This is a genomic window from Rhodococcus sp. YH1 (genome assembly GCF_009939605.1).
In the GTDB taxonomy this organism is placed as follows: Bacteria; Actinomycetota; Actinomycetes; order Mycobacteriales; family Mycobacteriaceae; genus Rhodococcus; species Rhodococcus aetherivorans.
Genome location: NZ_WVTE01000248.1, coordinates 19671 through 37436 on the forward strand (window position 1 = coordinate 19671; position 17766 = coordinate 37436).

Below are 17766 nucleotides of genomic sequence, written 5' to 3' on the forward strand. Positions count from 1 at the left end.
GTTCGACGAAACGGCAGATGCGCGGCGCCGGCCTGGGCTTTTCCGGCGGTCCGAGCGGTCGCGTGGGAGTCGACTTAACGGGAAGTTAACGGGTGTGGTCCGGACAAAGTCGGCATCTCGGTCGCCGCGGCGAGGGCGGACGCCGGGCCGGTCGCGTGGCCGGCCCCGGGCGGACCGGTGCGCGGTTATGCCGGGTCGGTCCGTTCCCGCACGAGGATCCACCGGTTGCTGCCGCCCCGCCTGCGGTAGGACAACTCGTCCAGCGCCGCCAGGGCGATCGCCAGGCCCCGGCCCCGCTCGGCCATGTCCCCGGGCATCCGGACCGTCTCGAGGTCGACGCGCGCGGGCCGGCCGTCGTCGTGGAAGCAGGCCTCGATCCGGTCCGGGGACAGGCGCAGCTCCAGCCGCATCGTGACCGGAGCGCCGTCGCCTGCGTGCTCGACGATGTTGGCGGCGATCTCGGCCACCGCGATCTCGAACGGGAATCGATCCTCGTCCTCCACCTGCCCCGCGCACATCATCTTCTCGATCAGCGCGTGCACGTCGGTGAGCGTGTCGGCGCCCGTGACGGTCGTCAGGGCCCAAGATCCCGCGCCGGGGTCAGTCGCCATCGAACGCGGCGTCCGCGGAGTCGTACGTGCGCAGCACGCGGTCGAGGCTCGTCAGCGACAGCACGCTGCGCACCTGCGCCGTGGGCGCCGCCAGCCGCAGGTCCCCGCCGGCCTGCCGGGCGGCCTTGAGCCCCGACACCAGCGCCCCGAGCCCCGACGAGTCGATGAACTCGGTGGCGCCGAGGTCGACGACGACGCGGGCGGACCCGCCCTCGACGAGGCCGCGCAGCTGTTCCCGCAGCCGCGGTGCGGCGACCATGTTCAGCCGGCCCTCGGGCCGGACCACCACCACGTCCGAGCCGGTGGTGCGGGTTGCGAAGTGCGTCATCGTCTTCCTTCCATGTCGGGCCCGCGGTAGCGGACCGCCGGTATCACCACACTCAGGATCGCCAGGTCGAACAGCACCCAGAACAGGTTGACGCCGACGCCCAGCACCGAGCTCGCGCCCAGATACAAGCGCACCACGCCCACCACCGACGCGATCACCAGCAGCGCCATGGCCGCGATCTGGTACCGCACCTTGCCCCACGGGAGCGTGGCGCGGCCCTGCCGCGTCTTCGGGGTCACCGCGAAGTCGAGGGGCTTGTGCAGGTACACGTTGCGAAACGCCGTCCAGCACGCCTTGATCCACACCGGGAACAGCGCCAGGCTGTACTGCTGCCCCCGCCAGGTCGGGGTGCCCCGACCGACCACGAAGAACAGCAGCTGGTTCAACAGCAGGAACGGGATGAGCCGGCCGAAGAAGTCCCAGCTGTAGGCCTGCACGGGCAGCACTCCGAAGATCAGGTAGATCACCGGCGCGGCGATGTAGGCGACGGCCGCGAAACCCGCGAGGTAGCTCCACATCGTCGCCCAGTACATCAGCCGCTGCGGGATCGTCAATCCTCGCTGCACGAGCGGATTCTCCCGCAGCATCACCTGGATCGTGCCCTGCGCCCAGCGCAGCCGCTGGGTGAGCATCGTACCCACGTCCTCCGGCGCGAGACCGTGCGCGAGCACCTCGTGGTGGTAGACCGACTTCCAGCCCATCCCGTGCAGGCGCATCGACGTGGCCATGTCCTCGGTCACCGAGATCGTTGCCAGCGCCAGCGTCGGTTCGGCCTCGTCGTCGCGGCTGACGTCGACGGCGCGGATCATCGTGCGGATCGACTCGAGCGCCCCGAGCGGCGACCACTCGCGGTCTGCGAGGCGCGACAGTGTCGTCTCGTCGAGCAGAACTCCGTCGGCGTCGGACCCGGGGGTGGCGGTCAGGGCGGCGATCGCCTCCAGGTCTGCGCGGATCGATCCGGCGTCCGCGTCGACCACGGCCCGCGCGGCCTCGTCCACGCTCTGCTGGAACCGGTAGGTCACCTCGGCGAGCGGCTGTCCCTGCCGGACGGCCGCGCGGGCCGTGCGCACGGCCACCCGCACCGAATCGAGGGCGGCGAGAACCTCCGGCTGGTTCGCACCGACCTCGGATCGCGCCCGGTCGAGCACCTTGCCGGCCGTGCGCAGCGCCCGCACCACGCCCTCCTCGACGGCACGGACGTAGCCGGTGATGCCCAGCTGCATCAGCGCCTCGCGGCGCAGGATCGCGTTCGAGCCGCAGAAGAAGGCGGCGTTCCAGCCGTCCTTGCCCTGCTGGATCGGGCCGTAGAACAGCGGGGCCTGGCTGCCCAGCGGATCGGAGTCCGGCACGTTGACGAAGTACTGCGGTGTCTGCACCAGGGCCGTCCGCTCATCCTCGAAGTAGCCGAGGGTGCGGTGCAGGATCTCCGGGTCGGGCACCTGGTCGGCGTCGAGGACGAGGATGAACTCGCCGTGCGTGTGCAGCAGGGCGTTGTTGAGGTTGCCCGCCTTGGCGTGCCGGGGCTTGTTCGTCCAGCTGGCCGCCCGCGTCATGTACCGGACCCCGAGTTCGGCTGCGGCGCGCTCCAATTCGGGCCGCTCCCCGTCGTCGAGAATCCATGTCTCGTGCGGATACCGGATGCGTGCCGCCGCCTCGGCGGTCCCGATCACCAGGTCGACCGGCTCGTTGTAGGTGGTGATGAAGACGTCGACGGTCAGCCCGTCCGGCGGGACCGGCGGCGCGGCCCGCCGGCGCCACCGCCACATCGTGAGCCCGAACAGCATCGAGTCGATCAGGCTGTACGTCTCGGCGACGACGAGTGGCACCGCGATCCACCACGCGGACCAGTTGACGGAGAACAGCCAGCGCCACACCACGTAGTTCACGCCGAGCAGCACCGTCGCGGTGATCAGGATCCGCAGGCCCGGCGACGGGTAGCGGTCCGCACCGGCCGCACTCATGCGTCCTCGCAGCGACGGACGGCGACGACGGTGACGTCGTCCATCGGTGGGTTGCCTTCGGCCAGCGCCCGCGCCGCCTCGGTCAGGTCGTGCGGCGTCGCATGGTCGGCCACGAACCGGTACAGGGCCTCCCGGTCGCTGTGCTCGTCGAGCAGGTCGAGCAGCCCGTCGGAGCAGATCACCAGCGTGTCACCGGGTTCGAGGCGCGTGCACTGCGCCTGCCACGACGTGTCGCGGAGCACGCCGACGGGTAGCCCGGTGCCGGCCAGCGGCACCACGGAGCCGTCGCGACGGCGGATCGCGGCCAGGCCGTGCCCGGCGTCGACGTAGTCCACCGACCCGGTGGCGAACTCGACGGCGGCATGGAACACGGTGACGAAGGTGCCGGTGTGTTCGCAGTCGTCCGTGAGGTTCTCGGCGGCGGCGCCGAGCGCGGCGCCCGTGTCCAGGACGCTGCACGCCTCGGCGTGGCTGAACCGCTCCATCACCCGGGACGCGCCGCGGAACGTGGAGCGCACCGCCGAGGACAGGATCGCCGCGCCGAGGCCCTTGCCCATCACGTCGGCGACGGTGACGACCAGCCCGCCGCGCAACCGGTAGTGGTCGTAGAAGTCGCCGCCGACCACGAACGCCGGAATGCACACGGCCTGCACCTCGAATCCGGGCAGCCCGGTCAACGGGCGCGGCAGCAGCTGGGCCTGCATCGCGGCGGCGCGATCGAGTTCGTCGGCGCGTTGCAGTTCCCGCTGCGCCCATTCGGCGAGTTCGGCGAACGCGTCGAGCTGGTCGGGGTCGAGTGTCCGCGGCTCGGTGTCGTAGATGCAGAACGTGCCGACGGGATGACCCGCGGGACCGTACAGCGGGTAGCCCGCGTAGAAGCGGACGCCGTCGGCGCCGCCGACACCGGGAATGCCGGCGAACCGGGGGTCGGCGGAGGCGTCCTCCACGATCAGCGTCGGATCGCCGGGATGGTGGTAGGTGCGCGCAATCGTGGTCTTGCACATGCTCTCCTCGCGCGGCACCTGTACGAGGTCGAGCCCCTGGAGGGACTTGAACCAGAGCCGGTCCCGGTCGAGCAGTGCCACACTCGCCATGGGCACCCCGAACACGTGTCGGGCCATGCGGGTGATCTGCTCGAACCGGTCTTCTCGGGGCGTGTCGAGGATCTCCAGCCGTTCGAGGTCGCGGACCCGCTGGTCCTCGAGGTCGTCGGGGAGGTGCGAGGCGTCGGTCGTCATGTCAGCGCTGCCCCCTCTGCAGGGCTTCCGCCAGCGCGGCAGCCGCTTCCGGGGTGCTCGCCAGCCGCCAGTCGGTTTCCTTGTCGTGATCGAACCAGACGAACGCCGCCACATCCGTCCGGTCGTCGAGGAAGGAGATCAGGTCGCCGACCCAGTCCGGCTTCGACCCGCCGACGTCGGTGCTGCCCACCTCGGTGACCACGATCGGCTTGCCCGGCGCGATCCGGCCGAGCTCGTCGAGGGTCTCCTCGAACAGCTCCCGCGGCGACGTCCAGCGGCTCCACGGCTGCGTGGCGCCCCAGTTGTATCCGTCGGCCCCAACCACGTCGACATACTCCGCCCCCGGGTACAGGTCCGCGATCATGCTGCTGCCCTCGAACGAGACGTTCGGAGCCCACACCCATTTCACGTTGGCCACCCCTTTCGACGCGAACAACTCGTGCACGTGACGCCACGCGGCGACGTAGACGTGCGGCGGTGTCCCCCCGGCCGGACTCCAGGGGTACCAGGTCCCGTTCGGCTCGTGCGCGAAACGCAGGTAGACGGTCGAACCCCACGCGGCGAGCTCGTCGGCCCAGCGGTAGAGGTAGTCGTCGTGCACGCCCGCGGCGATCGACGCCATCGTGAACTCGCCGCGCTCGTACCGCCCGTCGCCGAGCCAGCGCCACGGCTCCCACGTGACGATCGGGTCGGCGCCCAGCCGCCGCACGGCGGCGAGCCCCGCGACGGGCGGCGGCGAGGCGAAGTCGGAGAACGACAGCACCACGGTCGGGGGAGTGCCCGCGATCTCGGCGACCCGTTCGAACTCGTCGACGGCGGTCGGGCCGCCGGGCGTGCTCACGCCGAATCGCAGGCACGCGCCGACCGGCTCGTGCAGCGGCGTGATCGCGGCGCCGCAGTCGATCGCCGGCGCGCATCCCACGGCGGTCGACACCGCGACGGCGAGGCCCGCCGCGACCGCCGCCGGGCGAGGATGTCCGTTTCTCACCGCTCCACCCTCGCATCCCGGACGAACCGTCGCCGGGTTTGTGACGGTTCGTCCGGGATGCGAGCGGGGTCTGTGCCGGACGTCCGGGTCCGTGCAGCGGTGTGCCGCAGGGGTGCAACACGATGCAACGCTGGCCGCACCCACCTGCAGTGCGGTGTGCTCTGTATCACAACAGTTCAGGACGAGGAGCACGCAATGACCGACACACTGACCCCACCCGACGCCGCGATCACCGGACCGCAGGAGAGGGTCGACGCGTGGCTGGCCGACTTCGAGGCCGCCCTCGCCGCGCGCGACGTCGAGGCCGCCGCGGGCATGTTCGCCACCGACAGCTTCTGGCGCGACCTGGTCGCCTTCACCTGGAACCTCAAGACCGTCGAGGGCCGGGAAGGTGTCGCCGACATGCTCCGTGCGCGGCTGCACGACGCCGACCCCAGCGGGTTCCGCACCACCGAGCCCCCCACCGAGGACGGCGGCGTCGTCAGCGCCTGGATCGCGTTCGAGACCGCTGTGGGCCGCGGCGTCGGGCACCTGCGGCTGAAGGACGAGGGTGCCTGGACCCTGCTCACCACGATGCAGGAGCTGAAGGGGCACGAGGAGAGCAAGGGTGTCCGCCGGCCCAAGGGCGTGCAGCACGGCGCCGACCGCAACCGCGTCACCTGGTCCGAGAAGCGCGAGGCCGAGGAGCGCGAACTCGGCTACACCACCCAGCCGTACGTCGTGATCGTCGGCGGCGGCCAGGGCGGCATCGCCCTGGGCGCCCGTCTGCGCCAGCTCGGCGTGCCCGCGCTCGTGCTCGACAAGCACGACCGGCCCGGCGACCAGTGGCGCGGCCGGTACAAGTCGCTGTGCCTGCACGATCCCGTCTGGTACGACCACCTGCCGTACATGCCGTTCCCCGAGAACTGGCCTGTGTTCGCGCCCAAGGACAAGATCGGTGACTGGCTCGAGATGTACACCAAGGTCATGGAGGTGCCCTACTGGTCCAAGACCACGTGCACCTCGGCGTCCTACGACGAGGCGACCGGCGAGTGGACCGTGAACGTGGTCCGCGACGGCGAACCCGTCGTGCTGAGGCCGAAGCAACTGGTGCTCGCCACCGGCATGTCCGGCAAGCCCAACATCCCGACCTTCCCCGGCATGGACCGGTTCCGCGGGGACCAGCACCACTCCAGCCAGCATCCCGGGCCGGACGCGTATGCGGGCAAGAAAGCCGTGGTGATCGGCGCGAACAACTCGGCGCACGACATCTGCGCCGCGCTGTGGGAGGTCGGCGCCGACGTGACGATGGTGCAGCGCTCGTCCACGCACATCGTCAAATCCGACTCATTGATGGACCTCGGCCTCGGCGACCTGTACTCCGAGCGGGCCCTGGCCGCGGGGATGACGACGGCCAAGGCCGACCTGACGTTCGCGTCGCTGCCGTACCGGATCATGCACGAGTTCCAGATTCCCGTCTACAACGCGATCCGGGAGCGCGACGCCGACTTCTACGCCCGGCTCGAGAAGGCCGGGTTCATGCTCGACTTCGGGGACGACGGCTCCGGGTTGTTCATGAAGTACCTGCGCCGCGGGTCCGGCTACTACATCGACGTCGGTGCCGCCGAACTCGTCGCCGACGGCGAGATCAAGCTGGCCCACGGCGGCGTCCGCGAACTCACCGAGAACGGCGTGATCCTCGAGGACGGCACCGAGCTCGAGGCCGACCTGGTGGTCTACGCGACCGGCTACGGCTCGATGAACGGGTGGGCGGCGGACCTGATCGGCCAGGACGTCGCCGACAAGGTCGGCAAGTGCTGGGGCCTGGGGTCGGACACCACCAAGGACCCCGGCCCGTGGGAGGGCGAGCAGCGCAACATGTGGAAGCCCACCCGGCAGGAGGGCCTGTGGTTCCACGGCGGCAACCTGCACCAGTCGCGGCACTACTCGCTGTACCTGGCGTTGCAGCTCAAGGCCCGGCACGAGGGGATCCCGACGCCGGTGTACGGGCTTCAGGAGGTCCACCACCTGAGCTGATCCCGGAAAGCGACGAGCCGCCGGCGCGCACGACGCGCCGGCGGCTCGGCGTGCTGGGGCCTGGTCGCCGTGTGGGCCGGGTGGCGTGCCGGGTCGGGCTGCCGGGTCAGGCGTAGTGCCGCAGGACGAACTCGGTCAGACCCTTGCGGATCGTCTTCACCGCGTGCTTCTGGCCCTGCTTGAGCATAAAGCCCGGCACCGGGATCTTCGGGTCGGTGGACATCGTCACCCGCACGCGCGTCCCGCGCTCGGTGCGGGTCAGGCGGTACTCGCCGTCCTGGGAGTGCTGCATCTCGCTCTCGATCAGCGTCCACGAGGTGGACTCCTCGGTCCACTCGTGCTCGATCACCTGCGTGTCCGAGATGCCGAACAATGCGAGCGTCATGCGCACGACGCGGGGCCGGCCGTCGTCGTGCCGCGATTCGACCTGCACGTCCTTGTGGGAGGACGACCACTCCGGGATGCGCTCGATGTCGGTCAACGCGCGCATCACCTGCTCGGGCGTCGCCTCGATCTCGAACTCGTCTGACACCGATGCGGCCATATGACTTCCCACTCCCTGGTCGATTCCCATGCCGGTGGTCCGGATACCCGCCTCGCGGACCCCCGACACGTGTTCCGACGAACGAGGCCCCCGGATCGCTCCCGATAGTGACATAGATCACAAAGCCGCCGTACTCTGGTCCAATGAGGCACGTGACGACCGGACCCCGGGACCTGCAGGTCGCCGTGGGCGACACCATCGAACTGCACCTGCCGGAGAACACCTCCCGCGACTACACCTGGTGCCCCACCCACATCGGCAAGGGTCTCCTGCTCAGCGACGTGCGATTCGTGCCGTCCCGGAATCCGCTCCCCGGCGCCGGCAGCGAACGCATCCTCTACCTGCGCGCCAAGCGGCCCGGCACCTGGCCGGTGTCGCTCCAGTTGCAACGGGCCGAGCACAGGTCGGCGGACGAGCGGAGCATGACCGTCACCGTGACCTGACGGACCACTGCTCGTCGCCTCCGGCCGGTTGCGGTTCGCCCAGGCTCCGGCAGTGCGCCAGGTAGCGCCGTGCCCAGTAGTGCACCGGCCGATGGTCGCCGGCCGCGGTGAGTCGAGCCAGCGCCCGGGTGCGGTCCACCAGCTGCTCGTGCAGGACCCGTTCCAGCACCGCCACCCGGCGCCCGTCGCCGGACGTCGCAATCTGCTCCACGCAGCGACTCAGGCGCGCGGCCCGCGCCGACGGGCGCTCGGCCGGCGCGCCGCCATCCTGGAGGGCCTGCTCCAGAGCGTCCCGGTAGCCGAGCGCGTGCTCCAGATCGTCCGCGATCTCCCGCAGGCGCACCGGGTCGGCCGTGCGGTCCCGGCGCGCCGCCAAGATCTGGATCTGCGTCTGCGTCAACTGCAGCACCGCCCGGAGGTGGACGGTCAACGTGCTCTCGTGCATGGTTCTTCCTCGCTCGACCGGGCTGTCACGGTCGAGTACACCCGCACCCTCTTAGCGATGGCTTAGCGTCGATCGACCTCGATCGGGCGGGTCCACCAGTTCGCGGAGGCTACGCTGAAACCCGGTCGTTCCGGTCGCACAGGAGGCGAACGTCATGGCAGGACGCATCGTGCACTTCGAACTCCCCTACGACGACGGTGACCGCGCCCGGTCCTTCTATCGCGACGCATTCGGATGGTCGCTCGCGGACGTCCCCGGCATGGACTACACCCTCGTCACCACCGGTCCCGTCGACGAGACCGGCACCTCCACCGAACCCGGGTACATCAACGGGGGCATGTTCCGACGCGACGAGTTGAAGAGTCCCGTCGTGACCGTCGACGTCGAGGACATCGACGCCGCGCTGCAGAGGATCGAATCCCTCGGCGGGAAGACGGTGACGGGGCGAATGCCCGTCGGCGACATGGGATTCGCGGCGTACTTCTCCGACACCGAGGGGAACGTGATCGGATTGTGGGAGTCGAGGCACGACTCGTAGCGGCCGCGCCGGGGATTCGGCGCGTGATCGACGCCGCCCGGACCCCGGACGCACAGGGGTTCACGGTGACCCGCGCCTGGCCAGGATCACGGACGCGGTCGTAGCGACCACCCGATCGTGGTGGTCGGTCAAGGCGACGAGGACCTCCCGCGCCGCAGGGCCGGGAATCTCGGCGAGGGCCTGCGTGACGCGCAGTCGTGCAGGTGCGTCGAGCGTGCCGTCGAGTACTTCCTGTACGGCTCGGACGACGTCGACAGTGGACACCGGCGCGGCGGCCAGCATGCCCAGAACCTCGGCGGCTTCGACGTCGGCCCGGCCCTCGACGACCATCTCCAGCAGGATCGGCACGGCCTCCCCGGCACCCCGGGAGCCGAGCGCCACGGCCGCGCGGTCGCGCACGATGGCGTCGCTGTCGTCGAGAGCCTTCGTCAGCAGCGCGGTGGCGTCCGGAAGGTCCATCTCCGCGACAGCGACGATCGCCCGCCGCCGGACGTCGACGTCTGCCGAGTCCAACCCGGCAGCCAACTCCGCCAGCCCCGCAGCCCCGGCTCTCGCCAACGACCAGCGCAGCGCCCCGGCGACGTAGGGGTCGTCCTCCGCGAGTGCTGCCTCGGCCAGGGCCTCGACGGACAGCGCCGCGTTCTCGTGCTGAGACAGAACGGCCTGCTGACGGTGGGACCCGGACTCCGATTCGAACGCGTGCAGCAGTGTGACGATGCGCAGGACGTCCTCCCACGCCTCCGGCGCGGCCGAGTCGACCCGCTCGAGTCGCGCCAGCAGTTCGGTCTCGGCAGTGATCCGCGCCCGCGTGTGCCGGATCAGGTCGTGCACCAACTCGGCCGGCGCGAAGTCGAGTTCGTCCAGCGCACGTTTGGTTTCGTGCAGTGACAAGCCCAGACTCCTGAGACTCTCCACGTGGAAGAGGCGACGGATGTCGTCGGCGGTGTACTCGCGATAGCCGCCGGAGGTGCGGCCCGTCGGCGTCACGAGGCCCAAGGCGTCGTAGTGGCGCAGCATGCGAGTGCTGACACCGGAACGTCGCGAGACCTCACCGATCAACATCCCATCACCTCCCGGCTGGGTCCGGTGCGGTGGCGACAACCCGTTTCGCCAGCCCCAGCGACAGCGTGAACCCACTGTCGGGATCGAGGCGGAGCCGCTCGGTGGCCTCGGCATGAGCCCGGACGCCGGGGTCGGAGCTGGCCAGGGCAGCTTCCAGGACCGGCACAGCCGCCTCGTCGAGCGTTGCCAACGCGCGGCTGAGGCTGAGTTGCAGGTCATGGTCGCCTCGTCCGAGCGCGATACCCAACCCGGCGGCGAGCCGGATTTCGCTGCCGGCGGGCACGAGTGCGAGAGCGGCCCGCCACGCGCTGCGGGCGACGTCGTCGTCTCCGTCGTGCAGCATCGTCGACACCGCAGGCCAGGCCTTCCGATCGCCGATCTTGGACAGCGTGTGCAGGGCCTGACTGCGGGCCTGCGCGCTGCCGGAGCCGAGTTCCTCGAGCAGTCTCGGCACGGTGACGTCGGCCGGGAGCCGGCACAGCGCCCACGTCAGCATGTCGCGGACGAAGAAGTCCGGTTCGACGCCGCACCGGCCGACGATGATGGTCGTGAGCCGCACGTCGGCGAGGGTGCCGGCCTCGAGCGCCGACCGCAGCCGAGTTGCCGGATCGTCACCGGTGAGGGCGGCGGCGAGGCGAGCATCCGGCTCGCCGTGGCTGGTTGTGTCCATGGGATACACCTCCTTCGTCGACCATTCGAGCGCTTGTCACAGTGTGAAGGTCAAGTGATGCTCGCCGGCGGCGCAGCGCCTGGCGTCACGATCCGCGCGCACCGACGAAAGCATCTCCCTCGGCCGCATCCGTCGTGCGGGGAATCGGCGCTGTTCGAGGGGCCGTCCGGCCCCGGATTCACCGCTCGTTCACGCGGCGTGCCAGGTGGGGGCGCCCGACTGCAGCGTGATACTTGCCCGTCGATGGTGACGGTAGCGGTGATCGCGTCCGCACCGGTCTGCACCGGCAGCAGGTCGGTGTGGGCTTTGCGGTGCCGGGGGCGCCGGTCGTCTCGTTGCGCCAGTGAACCGTGCACGGGCAGTAGTCGAAGTCCATGGTCCACCCGCGAAGCGGCGGGGTGCTCGGATCGGTGCGCAGGTACACCGCCGCATTGATCAGGGGGGTGATGTTGCCGGCCGAGCCGGTGTTGCCGGTCACCAGACCCAAGTCGCTTGACATAAGGTCGCTTGTCGTCCAGCAACTCGGTATGGGTCGATGCGGTGCAGCCGGTAGCGGGTGATTGCGGACGCATCGAGACCGGTGCTGCGGACGGTCAGTGAGTCGACGGCAGCCACGTCCGGGCAGCGGTCACCAACGCGGCGACCCCGATCGGCAGCGTTGGTTCGATTACAGGGGCGTAGTGGGGTGAATGGTTGGACGGCACGGTGAGCAGCGCGGGATCGGTCATGTCACCGGTGGTGAAGAGCGACGGATCGGCGCCGCCGAGAAGCCAGTAGGACAGCGGTGCCCCGGCGCTGGTGGCGAGAATGCCGACGTCCTCGCTTCCGGCGCCGGCTCCCGGATCGAGAATGTTGTCCTGCCCCAGCCACGTCGCGAAGGCCTCGAGGCTCGTGCGCAACGCGTCCGCGTCGTTGGTGACGACCGGAAAGCGCTCGATCTCGGTGATGGTCGGGTCCTCCGGCGCGCCGGCCGTGGCAGCTTCGCCGCGCACGATGCGTTCGACACTGTCGAGGATGCGGCGGCGCACGGCGGTGTCGTAACTGCGGATGTTCAACTGGATCTCGGCGTGCCCGGGAATCACGTTCGCGGCGTCACCGGCATGGATCGACCCGACGGTGAGCACCGCGGTCGCGGTACTCGGAATCTCCCGGGAGACGACGGTCTGCAGACGCAACACCGTGGCGGCGGCCAACACGATGGGATCGACCGACGCCTCCGGCATCGATCCGTGCGCGCCCCTTCCGACGAGCCGCACCCGCAGAGAATCCGAGCCCGCGTACGACGGGCCGGGATGTCCGGCGATCTTGCCGGCCGGCAGAGGCGCCACGTGCTGACCGAGCACGACGTCCGGCTTCGGGAATCTGTCGAACAGCCCGTCGTCCACCATGGCCTGCGCACCCGCGCCCAGCTCCTCGGCGGGCTGGAACACCAGCAGTAGGGTGCCGGTCCAGCCGGACCGGTCGGCAGCGAGAATTCGGGCCGCGCCCAGCAGGCAGGTGGTGTGCAGGTCGTGGCCGCACGCATGAGCGACCGGCACCGTGCCGCCGTGCTCGTCGGTGGCCGTGGCGGTGCTGGCGTAGTCGAGCCCGGTGTCCTCCCGGACGGGAAGCGCGTCCATGTCCGCCCGCAGCAGCGCGGTCGGCCCCGGCCCGTTCTTCAGGACGCCGACCACGCCGGTCTTCCCTACGCCGGTGGTGACCTCGAATCCCGATGCCCTCAGCCGGTCGGCCACGATCGCGGCGGTGCGGTGTTCTCGGAATCCGAGCTCGGGATGCCGGTGCAGGTCCTTGTACAGATCGACGAGTGCCGGATCGATCGTGATACCGCCGGGTGCGGTCATGGTTTTCCTTCGATTACGTCTTCTGCTGGGCAGGCGACTCGACCTTCGGGTTCCATGGGGCTGGCTGTGCACACGGAGCGCGGCTGTGCGTGAGGCCATCCTTCCACGCCCTTACTCGGCGCGGGGTGACTTCATGCGACCCGGCTCGAACGGGTTGCGCACGAAGACGTTCGGCCACCGCCTCGCCCGAAGCACTATCGGCCACCGCCGGCTCGGGTCGAGGGCTGCCCTGGCGGAGCCTGTGGCGCTGGACCGGTGGTCGACGAGGTGTGCAAGCTCGGCGAAGCCGGTGTGGTGACACGGAGATTGGTGTAATGGTGTGCGGCGAGGGGGGTCCATCGATACTGTCGACGAGGTGGCGTTGCGGGACGCGGGTGCGGGTTGACAGGCCCTGAGCGTCACGGCGAGCAGCAGGAACCGCGCAGTCGCGATGGTGGTCGGGCCCGAACTGTGACGGAGGTGCGTATGACAGTCGCTGACACGGTGGCGCCGCTGGTTCGTGCGGTGCTGGGCGCGCAGGCTCCGGTCGGGATCAGGTGTTGGGACGGCAGTCGGAGTGGGCCTGCGGACGCGCCCTGGCGGGTGCACCTGGTCAATAGGCGTGGTCTACGGCGATTGCTGTGGGCGCCCAACGATCTCGGTTTCGCTCGGGCCTACGTCTCCGGCGACATCGACATCGAGGGGGACCTGCTCGCCGGTCTGGACGTGTTGGAGCAGGTGTCGGACCCGAGCCGCGGCCCGGGTGTCCGGATCGACGGGCACACGAAGAAGGCGCTGGTGAAAGCGGCGCTGCGCCTGGGGATCCTCGGCCCGCCCCCGCGGCCGCCGGTGGAGGAGATGAAACCGGTGCGCGGGCGCCGGCACGACAAGGGGCGTGACGCCGCCGCGATCAGCCACCACTACGACGTCGGCAACGACTTCTATCGACTCGTGCTCGGAGAGTCGATGACCTACTCGTGCGCATACTGGGCGGCGCAGAGCGAGGATCTGGACGCCGCCCAGTACGCCAAATGCGATCTGGTGGCCCGCAAACTCGGCCTGACCGCGGGGATGCGGGTACTCGACGTCGGCTGCGGGTGGGGGACCTTCGCGCTGCACGTGGCACGTCACTACGGCGCGCACGTCGTCGGTGTCACCCTGTCCCACGAACAGGCGGACTACGCCCGCAAACGGATGGTCGACGCGGGCGTGGGCGAGTTGGTGCAGATCCGGGTCCAGGACTACCGCGACGTCACCGACGGCCCCTACGACGCGATCTCGAGCATCGGCATGGCCGAGCACGTCGGTGCTGCGATGCTGGCGACCTATGCCGCGGACCTGTTCGCGCTGCTACGCCCGCAGGGGCGCTTGCTCAACCACGCGATCTCGCGGCGACCGGGCAAATCCCTCGCCGAGTTCTCGAAAACGTCGTTCATCGATCGCTATGTGTTCCCCGATGGCGAGATCGTGCCGCTCGCGACGATGATCGAGGCGCTCGAAGGGGCCGGTTTCGAGGTGCGCGATGTCGAGTCGCTGCGCGAGCACTACGCGACGACCCTGCGGGCCTGGGTGGCGAACCTGGAGTCGAACTGGGACGAGGCGGTGGCCCACAGCAGCGCCGGGCGGGCACGAGTATGGCGGCTGTACATGGCCGGCTCGGCGTTGGCATTTGCGGCGAACCGGCTCGGGATCAATCAGGTTCTGGCGGTCAAATGCACCGAACGGGGTCACAGCGGCATGCCCGGCACCCGCGCCGAACTCCTGCGGCCACCCGCACCGAACCCCTCTACGTTGGATCCCAGTCACCAACAGTGAGGTCCGTTCTCGACGTGTCCGAAACACCTGATCTGGTGTCATGCCGTGTTCGATGACGTGAATCGATCTGCCGGCGTCTCGTCCTACCGGCCGGTTCCCGGCGCTCCGGACATCGGCGCCCAGAGGCCCGACCGCTCACTTTGCGCAGTTCCAGAAGGCACCGTCAACATCGCTACGAACTTCACGTTCGCACGGTGACGAATGAAGGGCGGCATTCGTGGTCGATGAGCACCGATGGCCAGCCCTCTGTTCGTGATCCGCGGGGCCTCGCGCACCTGAAGTGCAGCGCACTGCTCGTGCCGTGTGATTCGAATTGGGAAGTGGTGTAGGAATATTGGCCCTCGCTGAGTCCTTCGGCTTCCCACACCCGGTGCGCGGCGCCGCGAGCACGTCGCGACCCGACAGCAGGGACTCGATCGCGTCGAGCAGTCCCGGACGCAGCGTGTCCCAGCTGAAGTCCTCCAGCGCGACACGCCGACGCTCCGTCGCCGTCCTCCGCGTCCGTGCCTCACTGCGGGTCCTGCCCCGGCGTAACGCGCGGTCCGGCCGAGACCGCCTCGACCGCCCCTCGCAGTTCACCGAACCCGCTCGGACCGGGTGCACCCGCTGCAACAGCGCCGCGAGTGATATCCGCTTCTGCTCGCCGACCGTCTCGTCGAGCCGGCGGGTGCTCGTCACGTAGAACTGCCACTGGCCGACGTCGAGCGGGTCGGCGGTCGCCTTGTCCCCGGTGCGCGAACAGGCAGAATACGTACACGTCGGCCTGTCGCCTGCGGTCGGAGGAGTAGGTGTTGGTCTCGGCGTACCAGGCGGTCGTCGGTCGTATGTCGAAGCCGATCCGGGAATACGCCGACTGGCGCCAGCTCTGTAGATAGGCTGCCGACTTGATTTCGAGCCGAATCCCGTCCACGGTCCGTAGATCCCAGGCGTCCCACTCGAGCCGGGTACGACCGTGCACGCACCCCAGCGCGGTGCCGACGAGGTATTCCGCGAGGACACCGCGCATCGCGTTGCCGAGCAGGTCCGAGTACGCCCACGCCCAGAAGTCCCGCAGGTGTTGCCCGAGGAGCCGGCCGGACTCGTGCAGCGGTTCGTCCCCGGTCTTCGGGACCACGGGCGTCGCGTCGAGGTTCGGTACATCCATTCCGCGACCTTGCCACGGGCCTCGACTGGGATGATGCGAACTGACACCATTCGTACCCGTCGCGGCGACCGCCGTCGCACCCGAGAGTCCGAGGAGCCCCATGCCGAGTCGCACAGCCGGTGTCACCCTTGTGTCGGCCCTTGCGATGGCGATCCTGGCCGGATGCGCGCAGCCGCAGGACGGGCAGCCGGTGGCCGAACCGACCACCGAGACGTCCTCCCGTCAGGCACCCACCGGCGGGGCCGCCGTGTCCACGACGGTGGGCGAACAGCCGTGCGACCCGGATGTCGACCTCGACGCACCCGAGGTCTTCGCGGTGATCGAGCAGCTACCCCCGCCGCAGCAGATCCCCGATGCCACGTGGCTGCAGGCGTACAACGGCAACTACAACGGCTGCAGCGACCTCAGTTACGCGCAGGTCGGCATTGTGGGGGCGACGGGGTCGTCGCCGACGCACCTGCTGTTGTTCCACCGCGGCGACTACGTCGGCACCGCCACGCCGTGCGCGCTGAACCCGGCGGTGGTCGCAACGGCCTTCGACTCCATCGACGTCGAATACAACTACCCGCGCGAGGGCGAGCCGAACGCGGCCGCTACCGGTTTCGCGGAGCTGACGTTCACGTGGTCCGACGGCGGGGTCGTCACCGACGGGCGACTGCCGGACGAGTACCTGGAGTTGACGGGATGCGACGAAATGCGGTGACATCGCCGGGCACTTCGATTGCCGCGGCATCGACGCGAACGTCGGTACGATCGCGGCAAGGTCGGGAAGCCACCCTCAGGACTGCCCGACGGAACAGACAAGGCAGAAACGATGGCAGTCGCCCCCATTCCGGTGGACCAGCGTGTGATCGGGATCGATTCGCGGCGCTTCGCCTCGATCGAGAAGGCGCTCGTCGAACTGATCACCAACAGTGACGACAGCTACTCCCGGCTGGACAACGGCCGCGCACAGGCGAACGGCCGCATCGACATCACCTACGAGCGCCACCAGTCGGGCGCGGTCCTGCAGGTCACCGACCATGCCGAAGGGATGCCGTTCGATCAGGCCGCCCGCATCCTGGCGTACGGGGCAGCCCACAGCCCGCTGTCGCGGGGCGAGGGCCATGGGCGGGGCTACTTCGGGCGCGGCCTCAAGCAGGCCGTGTTCGGTGTCGGCGCCGGAACGGTCGAGACCGTCAAGGACGGCCGGCTCACCCGCATCGACCTCTTCCGCGGCGAGAACGGCGGCTACCTCTACGACGACCACGGCGGCGACCGGCCGGTCTCCGACGACGACCGCGAACGCCTCGGCATCCCCGGGAACGGTACCCGGGTGACGTTGGTCGTGGAGAACCCGCACGTGGTCATCTCCCGGTATCAGACCGTGGTGCAGGCGCTGTCCGACAACGTCTACCTGCGTGAGGTGCTGTCGCGGCGGAGCGTGGAGGTGGTGCACGTCGCCGGTCGGCACGAGATCCAGCGCAGCGGCCGGGTGCTCTTCGACGAACCCCCGGCGCTCGTGCTGATCGGTCCGGACGCGCCCGGCAGCTTCGACTTCGACGGCGACGAGTACACCTTCACCCTCACCCTGAAGCGGGCCGAAGGTGCCGAGCTGGCCATGTCGGGGGACGAGCGCACGAACGGTCTCGTCGTCGTCTCGGGCCTCGCCGTGCTCGACTGTCAGATGTTCGAGTACGAGAACCAGGTGGGCGCCGAGTACCTGTTCGGCACCGTGCACTGCGCAGCCCTGATCGAGCGGCTCGGGCAGGGTGAGCCGATCATCAGCGACGAGCGTGAGGGTCTGAACCACAAGGACCGGTTCGTCGCCGCATTCTCGCATGCGGTCAGCGTTCGGCTCGCCGAATATGTGCTGGCCGAACGCGATCAGCTCAGACACCTCGAGCACGCGATAACCTCCGAGCACACCGCGCACATGATCGACCGGCTGCTGCACCGGATGAGCGAGTCGGCGATCCGGGATCTCGGGATCGGGCCGGCGCCGGCATCGGCACCGCTGACGACCGCGACCGGCATGGCAGCATCACGCGCGTTCGCCATCAGTTTCGGTGGTACCCGGACCACTCGTTCACCGGCGGCGAGCAGATCTCGTTCGAGTCGGCGGCTCAGGTGCCGGCAGTCCTCGATCGCCCAGAGGCGGTCG

The 17766-nt window shown here is 69.6% G+C and carries 17 protein-coding genes and 2 pseudogenes; 6 read left to right on the top strand and 13 right to left on the bottom strand.

The features are described from left to right. Window positions 1-185: 185 nt before the first annotated feature. Genes AIIKEEIJ_RS23865 through AIIKEEIJ_RS23885 form a run of 5 tightly spaced genes read right to left on the bottom strand, consistent with a single transcriptional unit; the run spans window position 186 to window position 5126 of the window. A complete protein-coding gene (locus AIIKEEIJ_RS23865; RefSeq protein WP_006930643.1) occupies window positions 186-611 on the bottom strand; it encodes an ATP-binding protein in 426 nt (141 codons plus the stop codon). Further along, complete coding sequence (locus tag AIIKEEIJ_RS23870; protein ID WP_006930645.1) at window positions 601-939, bottom strand: STAS domain-containing protein; 339 nt, start codon at window positions 937-939, stop codon at window positions 601-603. The genes AIIKEEIJ_RS23865 and AIIKEEIJ_RS23870 overlap by 11 nt, the downstream gene beginning before the upstream one ends. Continuing rightward, on the bottom strand, window positions 936-2900 hold the full coding sequence (locus AIIKEEIJ_RS23875) for a glycosyltransferase (RefSeq protein ID WP_161996717.1): 1965 nt from the start codon (window positions 2898-2900) through the stop codon (window positions 936-938). The genes AIIKEEIJ_RS23870 and AIIKEEIJ_RS23875 overlap by 4 nt, the downstream gene beginning before the upstream one ends. Then, window positions 2897-4138, bottom strand: a complete 1242-nt coding sequence (locus AIIKEEIJ_RS23880) for a PP2C family protein-serine/threonine phosphatase (RefSeq protein ID WP_043798110.1) — start codon at window positions 4136-4138, stop codon at window positions 2897-2899. Before AIIKEEIJ_RS23880 ends, AIIKEEIJ_RS23875 begins: the two co-directional genes overlap by 4 nt. A gap of 1 nt (window position 4139) precedes the next feature. Next, window positions 4140-5126, bottom strand: coding sequence for a glycoside hydrolase family 26 protein (locus AIIKEEIJ_RS23885; protein WP_006930651.1), 987 nt, complete (start codon window positions 5124-5126; stop codon window positions 4140-4142). 195 nt (window positions 5127-5321) lie between these two features. Between AIIKEEIJ_RS23885 and AIIKEEIJ_RS23890 the strand changes: the two genes are divergently transcribed. After that, window positions 5322-7142 carry an NAD(P)-binding domain-containing protein gene (locus AIIKEEIJ_RS23890; protein ID WP_161996718.1) on the top strand — a complete coding sequence of 607 codons (1821 nt, stop codon included), beginning with the start codon at window positions 5322-5324 and terminating at the stop codon, window positions 7140-7142. Between the two features lie 106 nt (window positions 7143-7248). On the opposite strand, the gene AIIKEEIJ_RS23895 is transcribed toward AIIKEEIJ_RS23890, so the two are convergent. Continuing rightward, entirely contained in the window at window positions 7249-7686 is a 438-nt protein-coding gene (locus tag AIIKEEIJ_RS23895) for an SRPBCC family protein (RefSeq protein WP_006930655.1), read from the bottom strand. A gap of 143 nt (window positions 7687-7829) precedes the next feature. Here AIIKEEIJ_RS23895 and AIIKEEIJ_RS23900 point away from each other — a divergent pair, with 143 nt between their 5' ends. After that, on the top strand, window positions 7830-8129 hold the full coding sequence (locus AIIKEEIJ_RS23900) for a protease inhibitor I42 family protein (RefSeq protein ID WP_029543529.1): 300 nt from the start codon (window positions 7830-7832) through the stop codon (window positions 8127-8129). On the opposite strand, the gene AIIKEEIJ_RS23905 is transcribed toward AIIKEEIJ_RS23900, so the two are convergent. Next, window positions 8116-8574, bottom strand: a complete 459-nt coding sequence (locus tag AIIKEEIJ_RS23905; protein WP_161996719.1) for a hypothetical protein — start codon at window positions 8572-8574, stop codon at window positions 8116-8118. The genes AIIKEEIJ_RS23900 and AIIKEEIJ_RS23905 overlap by 14 nt on opposite strands. A gap of 154 nt (window positions 8575-8728) precedes the next feature. On the opposite strand from AIIKEEIJ_RS23905, the gene AIIKEEIJ_RS23910 reads away from it, so the two are divergent. Continuing rightward, window positions 8729-9112, top strand: coding sequence for a VOC family protein (locus tag AIIKEEIJ_RS23910; RefSeq protein ID WP_161996720.1), 384 nt, complete (start codon window positions 8729-8731; stop codon window positions 9110-9112). Window positions 9113-9172: 60 nt separating this feature from the next. On the opposite strand, the gene AIIKEEIJ_RS23915 is transcribed toward AIIKEEIJ_RS23910, so the two are convergent. The 4 genes from AIIKEEIJ_RS23915 to AIIKEEIJ_RS23925 form a co-directional block, all read right to left on the bottom strand. After that, window positions 9173-10174, bottom strand: coding sequence for a HEAT repeat domain-containing protein (locus tag AIIKEEIJ_RS23915; RefSeq protein WP_161996721.1), 1002 nt, complete (start codon window positions 10172-10174; stop codon window positions 9173-9175). A gap of 4 nt (window positions 10175-10178) precedes the next feature. Then, a complete protein-coding gene (locus tag AIIKEEIJ_RS23920; protein WP_161996722.1) occupies window positions 10179-10844 on the bottom strand; it encodes a HEAT repeat domain-containing protein in 666 nt (221 codons plus the stop codon). A gap of 178 nt (window positions 10845-11022) precedes the next feature. Further along, window positions 11023-11343, bottom strand: a complete 321-nt coding sequence (locus tag AIIKEEIJ_RS32725; RefSeq protein ID WP_238406555.1) for a hypothetical protein — start codon at window positions 11341-11343, stop codon at window positions 11023-11025. A gap of 94 nt (window positions 11344-11437) precedes the next feature. Beyond that, a complete protein-coding gene (locus AIIKEEIJ_RS23925; RefSeq protein WP_161996723.1) occupies window positions 11438-12685 on the bottom strand; it encodes an amidohydrolase in 1248 nt (415 codons plus the stop codon). Between the two features lie 465 nt (window positions 12686-13150). On the opposite strand from AIIKEEIJ_RS23925, the gene AIIKEEIJ_RS23930 reads away from it, so the two are divergent. Continuing rightward, window positions 13151-14479: a class I SAM-dependent methyltransferase gene (locus tag AIIKEEIJ_RS23930; protein WP_161996724.1), complete on the top strand. Its 1329-nt coding sequence runs from the start codon at window positions 13151-13153 to the stop codon at window positions 14477-14479. A 508-nt stretch (window positions 14480-14987) separates the two neighbouring features. Here AIIKEEIJ_RS23930 and AIIKEEIJ_RS23935 read toward each other — a convergent pair. Next, window positions 14988-15623, bottom strand: a complete 636-nt coding sequence (locus tag AIIKEEIJ_RS23935; protein WP_238406556.1) for a hypothetical protein — start codon at window positions 15621-15623, stop codon at window positions 14988-14990. 100 nt (window positions 15624-15723) lie between these two features. Between AIIKEEIJ_RS23935 and AIIKEEIJ_RS23940 the strand changes: the two genes are divergently transcribed. Next, on the top strand, window positions 15724-16326 hold the full coding sequence (locus AIIKEEIJ_RS23940) for an LppP/LprE family lipoprotein (RefSeq protein ID WP_161996725.1): 603 nt from the start codon (window positions 15724-15726) through the stop codon (window positions 16324-16326). A 111-nt stretch (window positions 16327-16437) separates the two neighbouring features. Beyond that, window positions 16438-16812: pseudogene (locus AIIKEEIJ_RS33255) on the top strand (ATP-binding protein); the annotation flags it as partial. 827 nt (window positions 16813-17639) lie between these two features. Here AIIKEEIJ_RS33255 and AIIKEEIJ_RS33260 read toward each other — a convergent pair. Continuing rightward, window positions 17640-17766 (bottom strand): annotated as a pseudogene (locus AIIKEEIJ_RS33260) (IS110 family transposase); the annotation flags it as partial.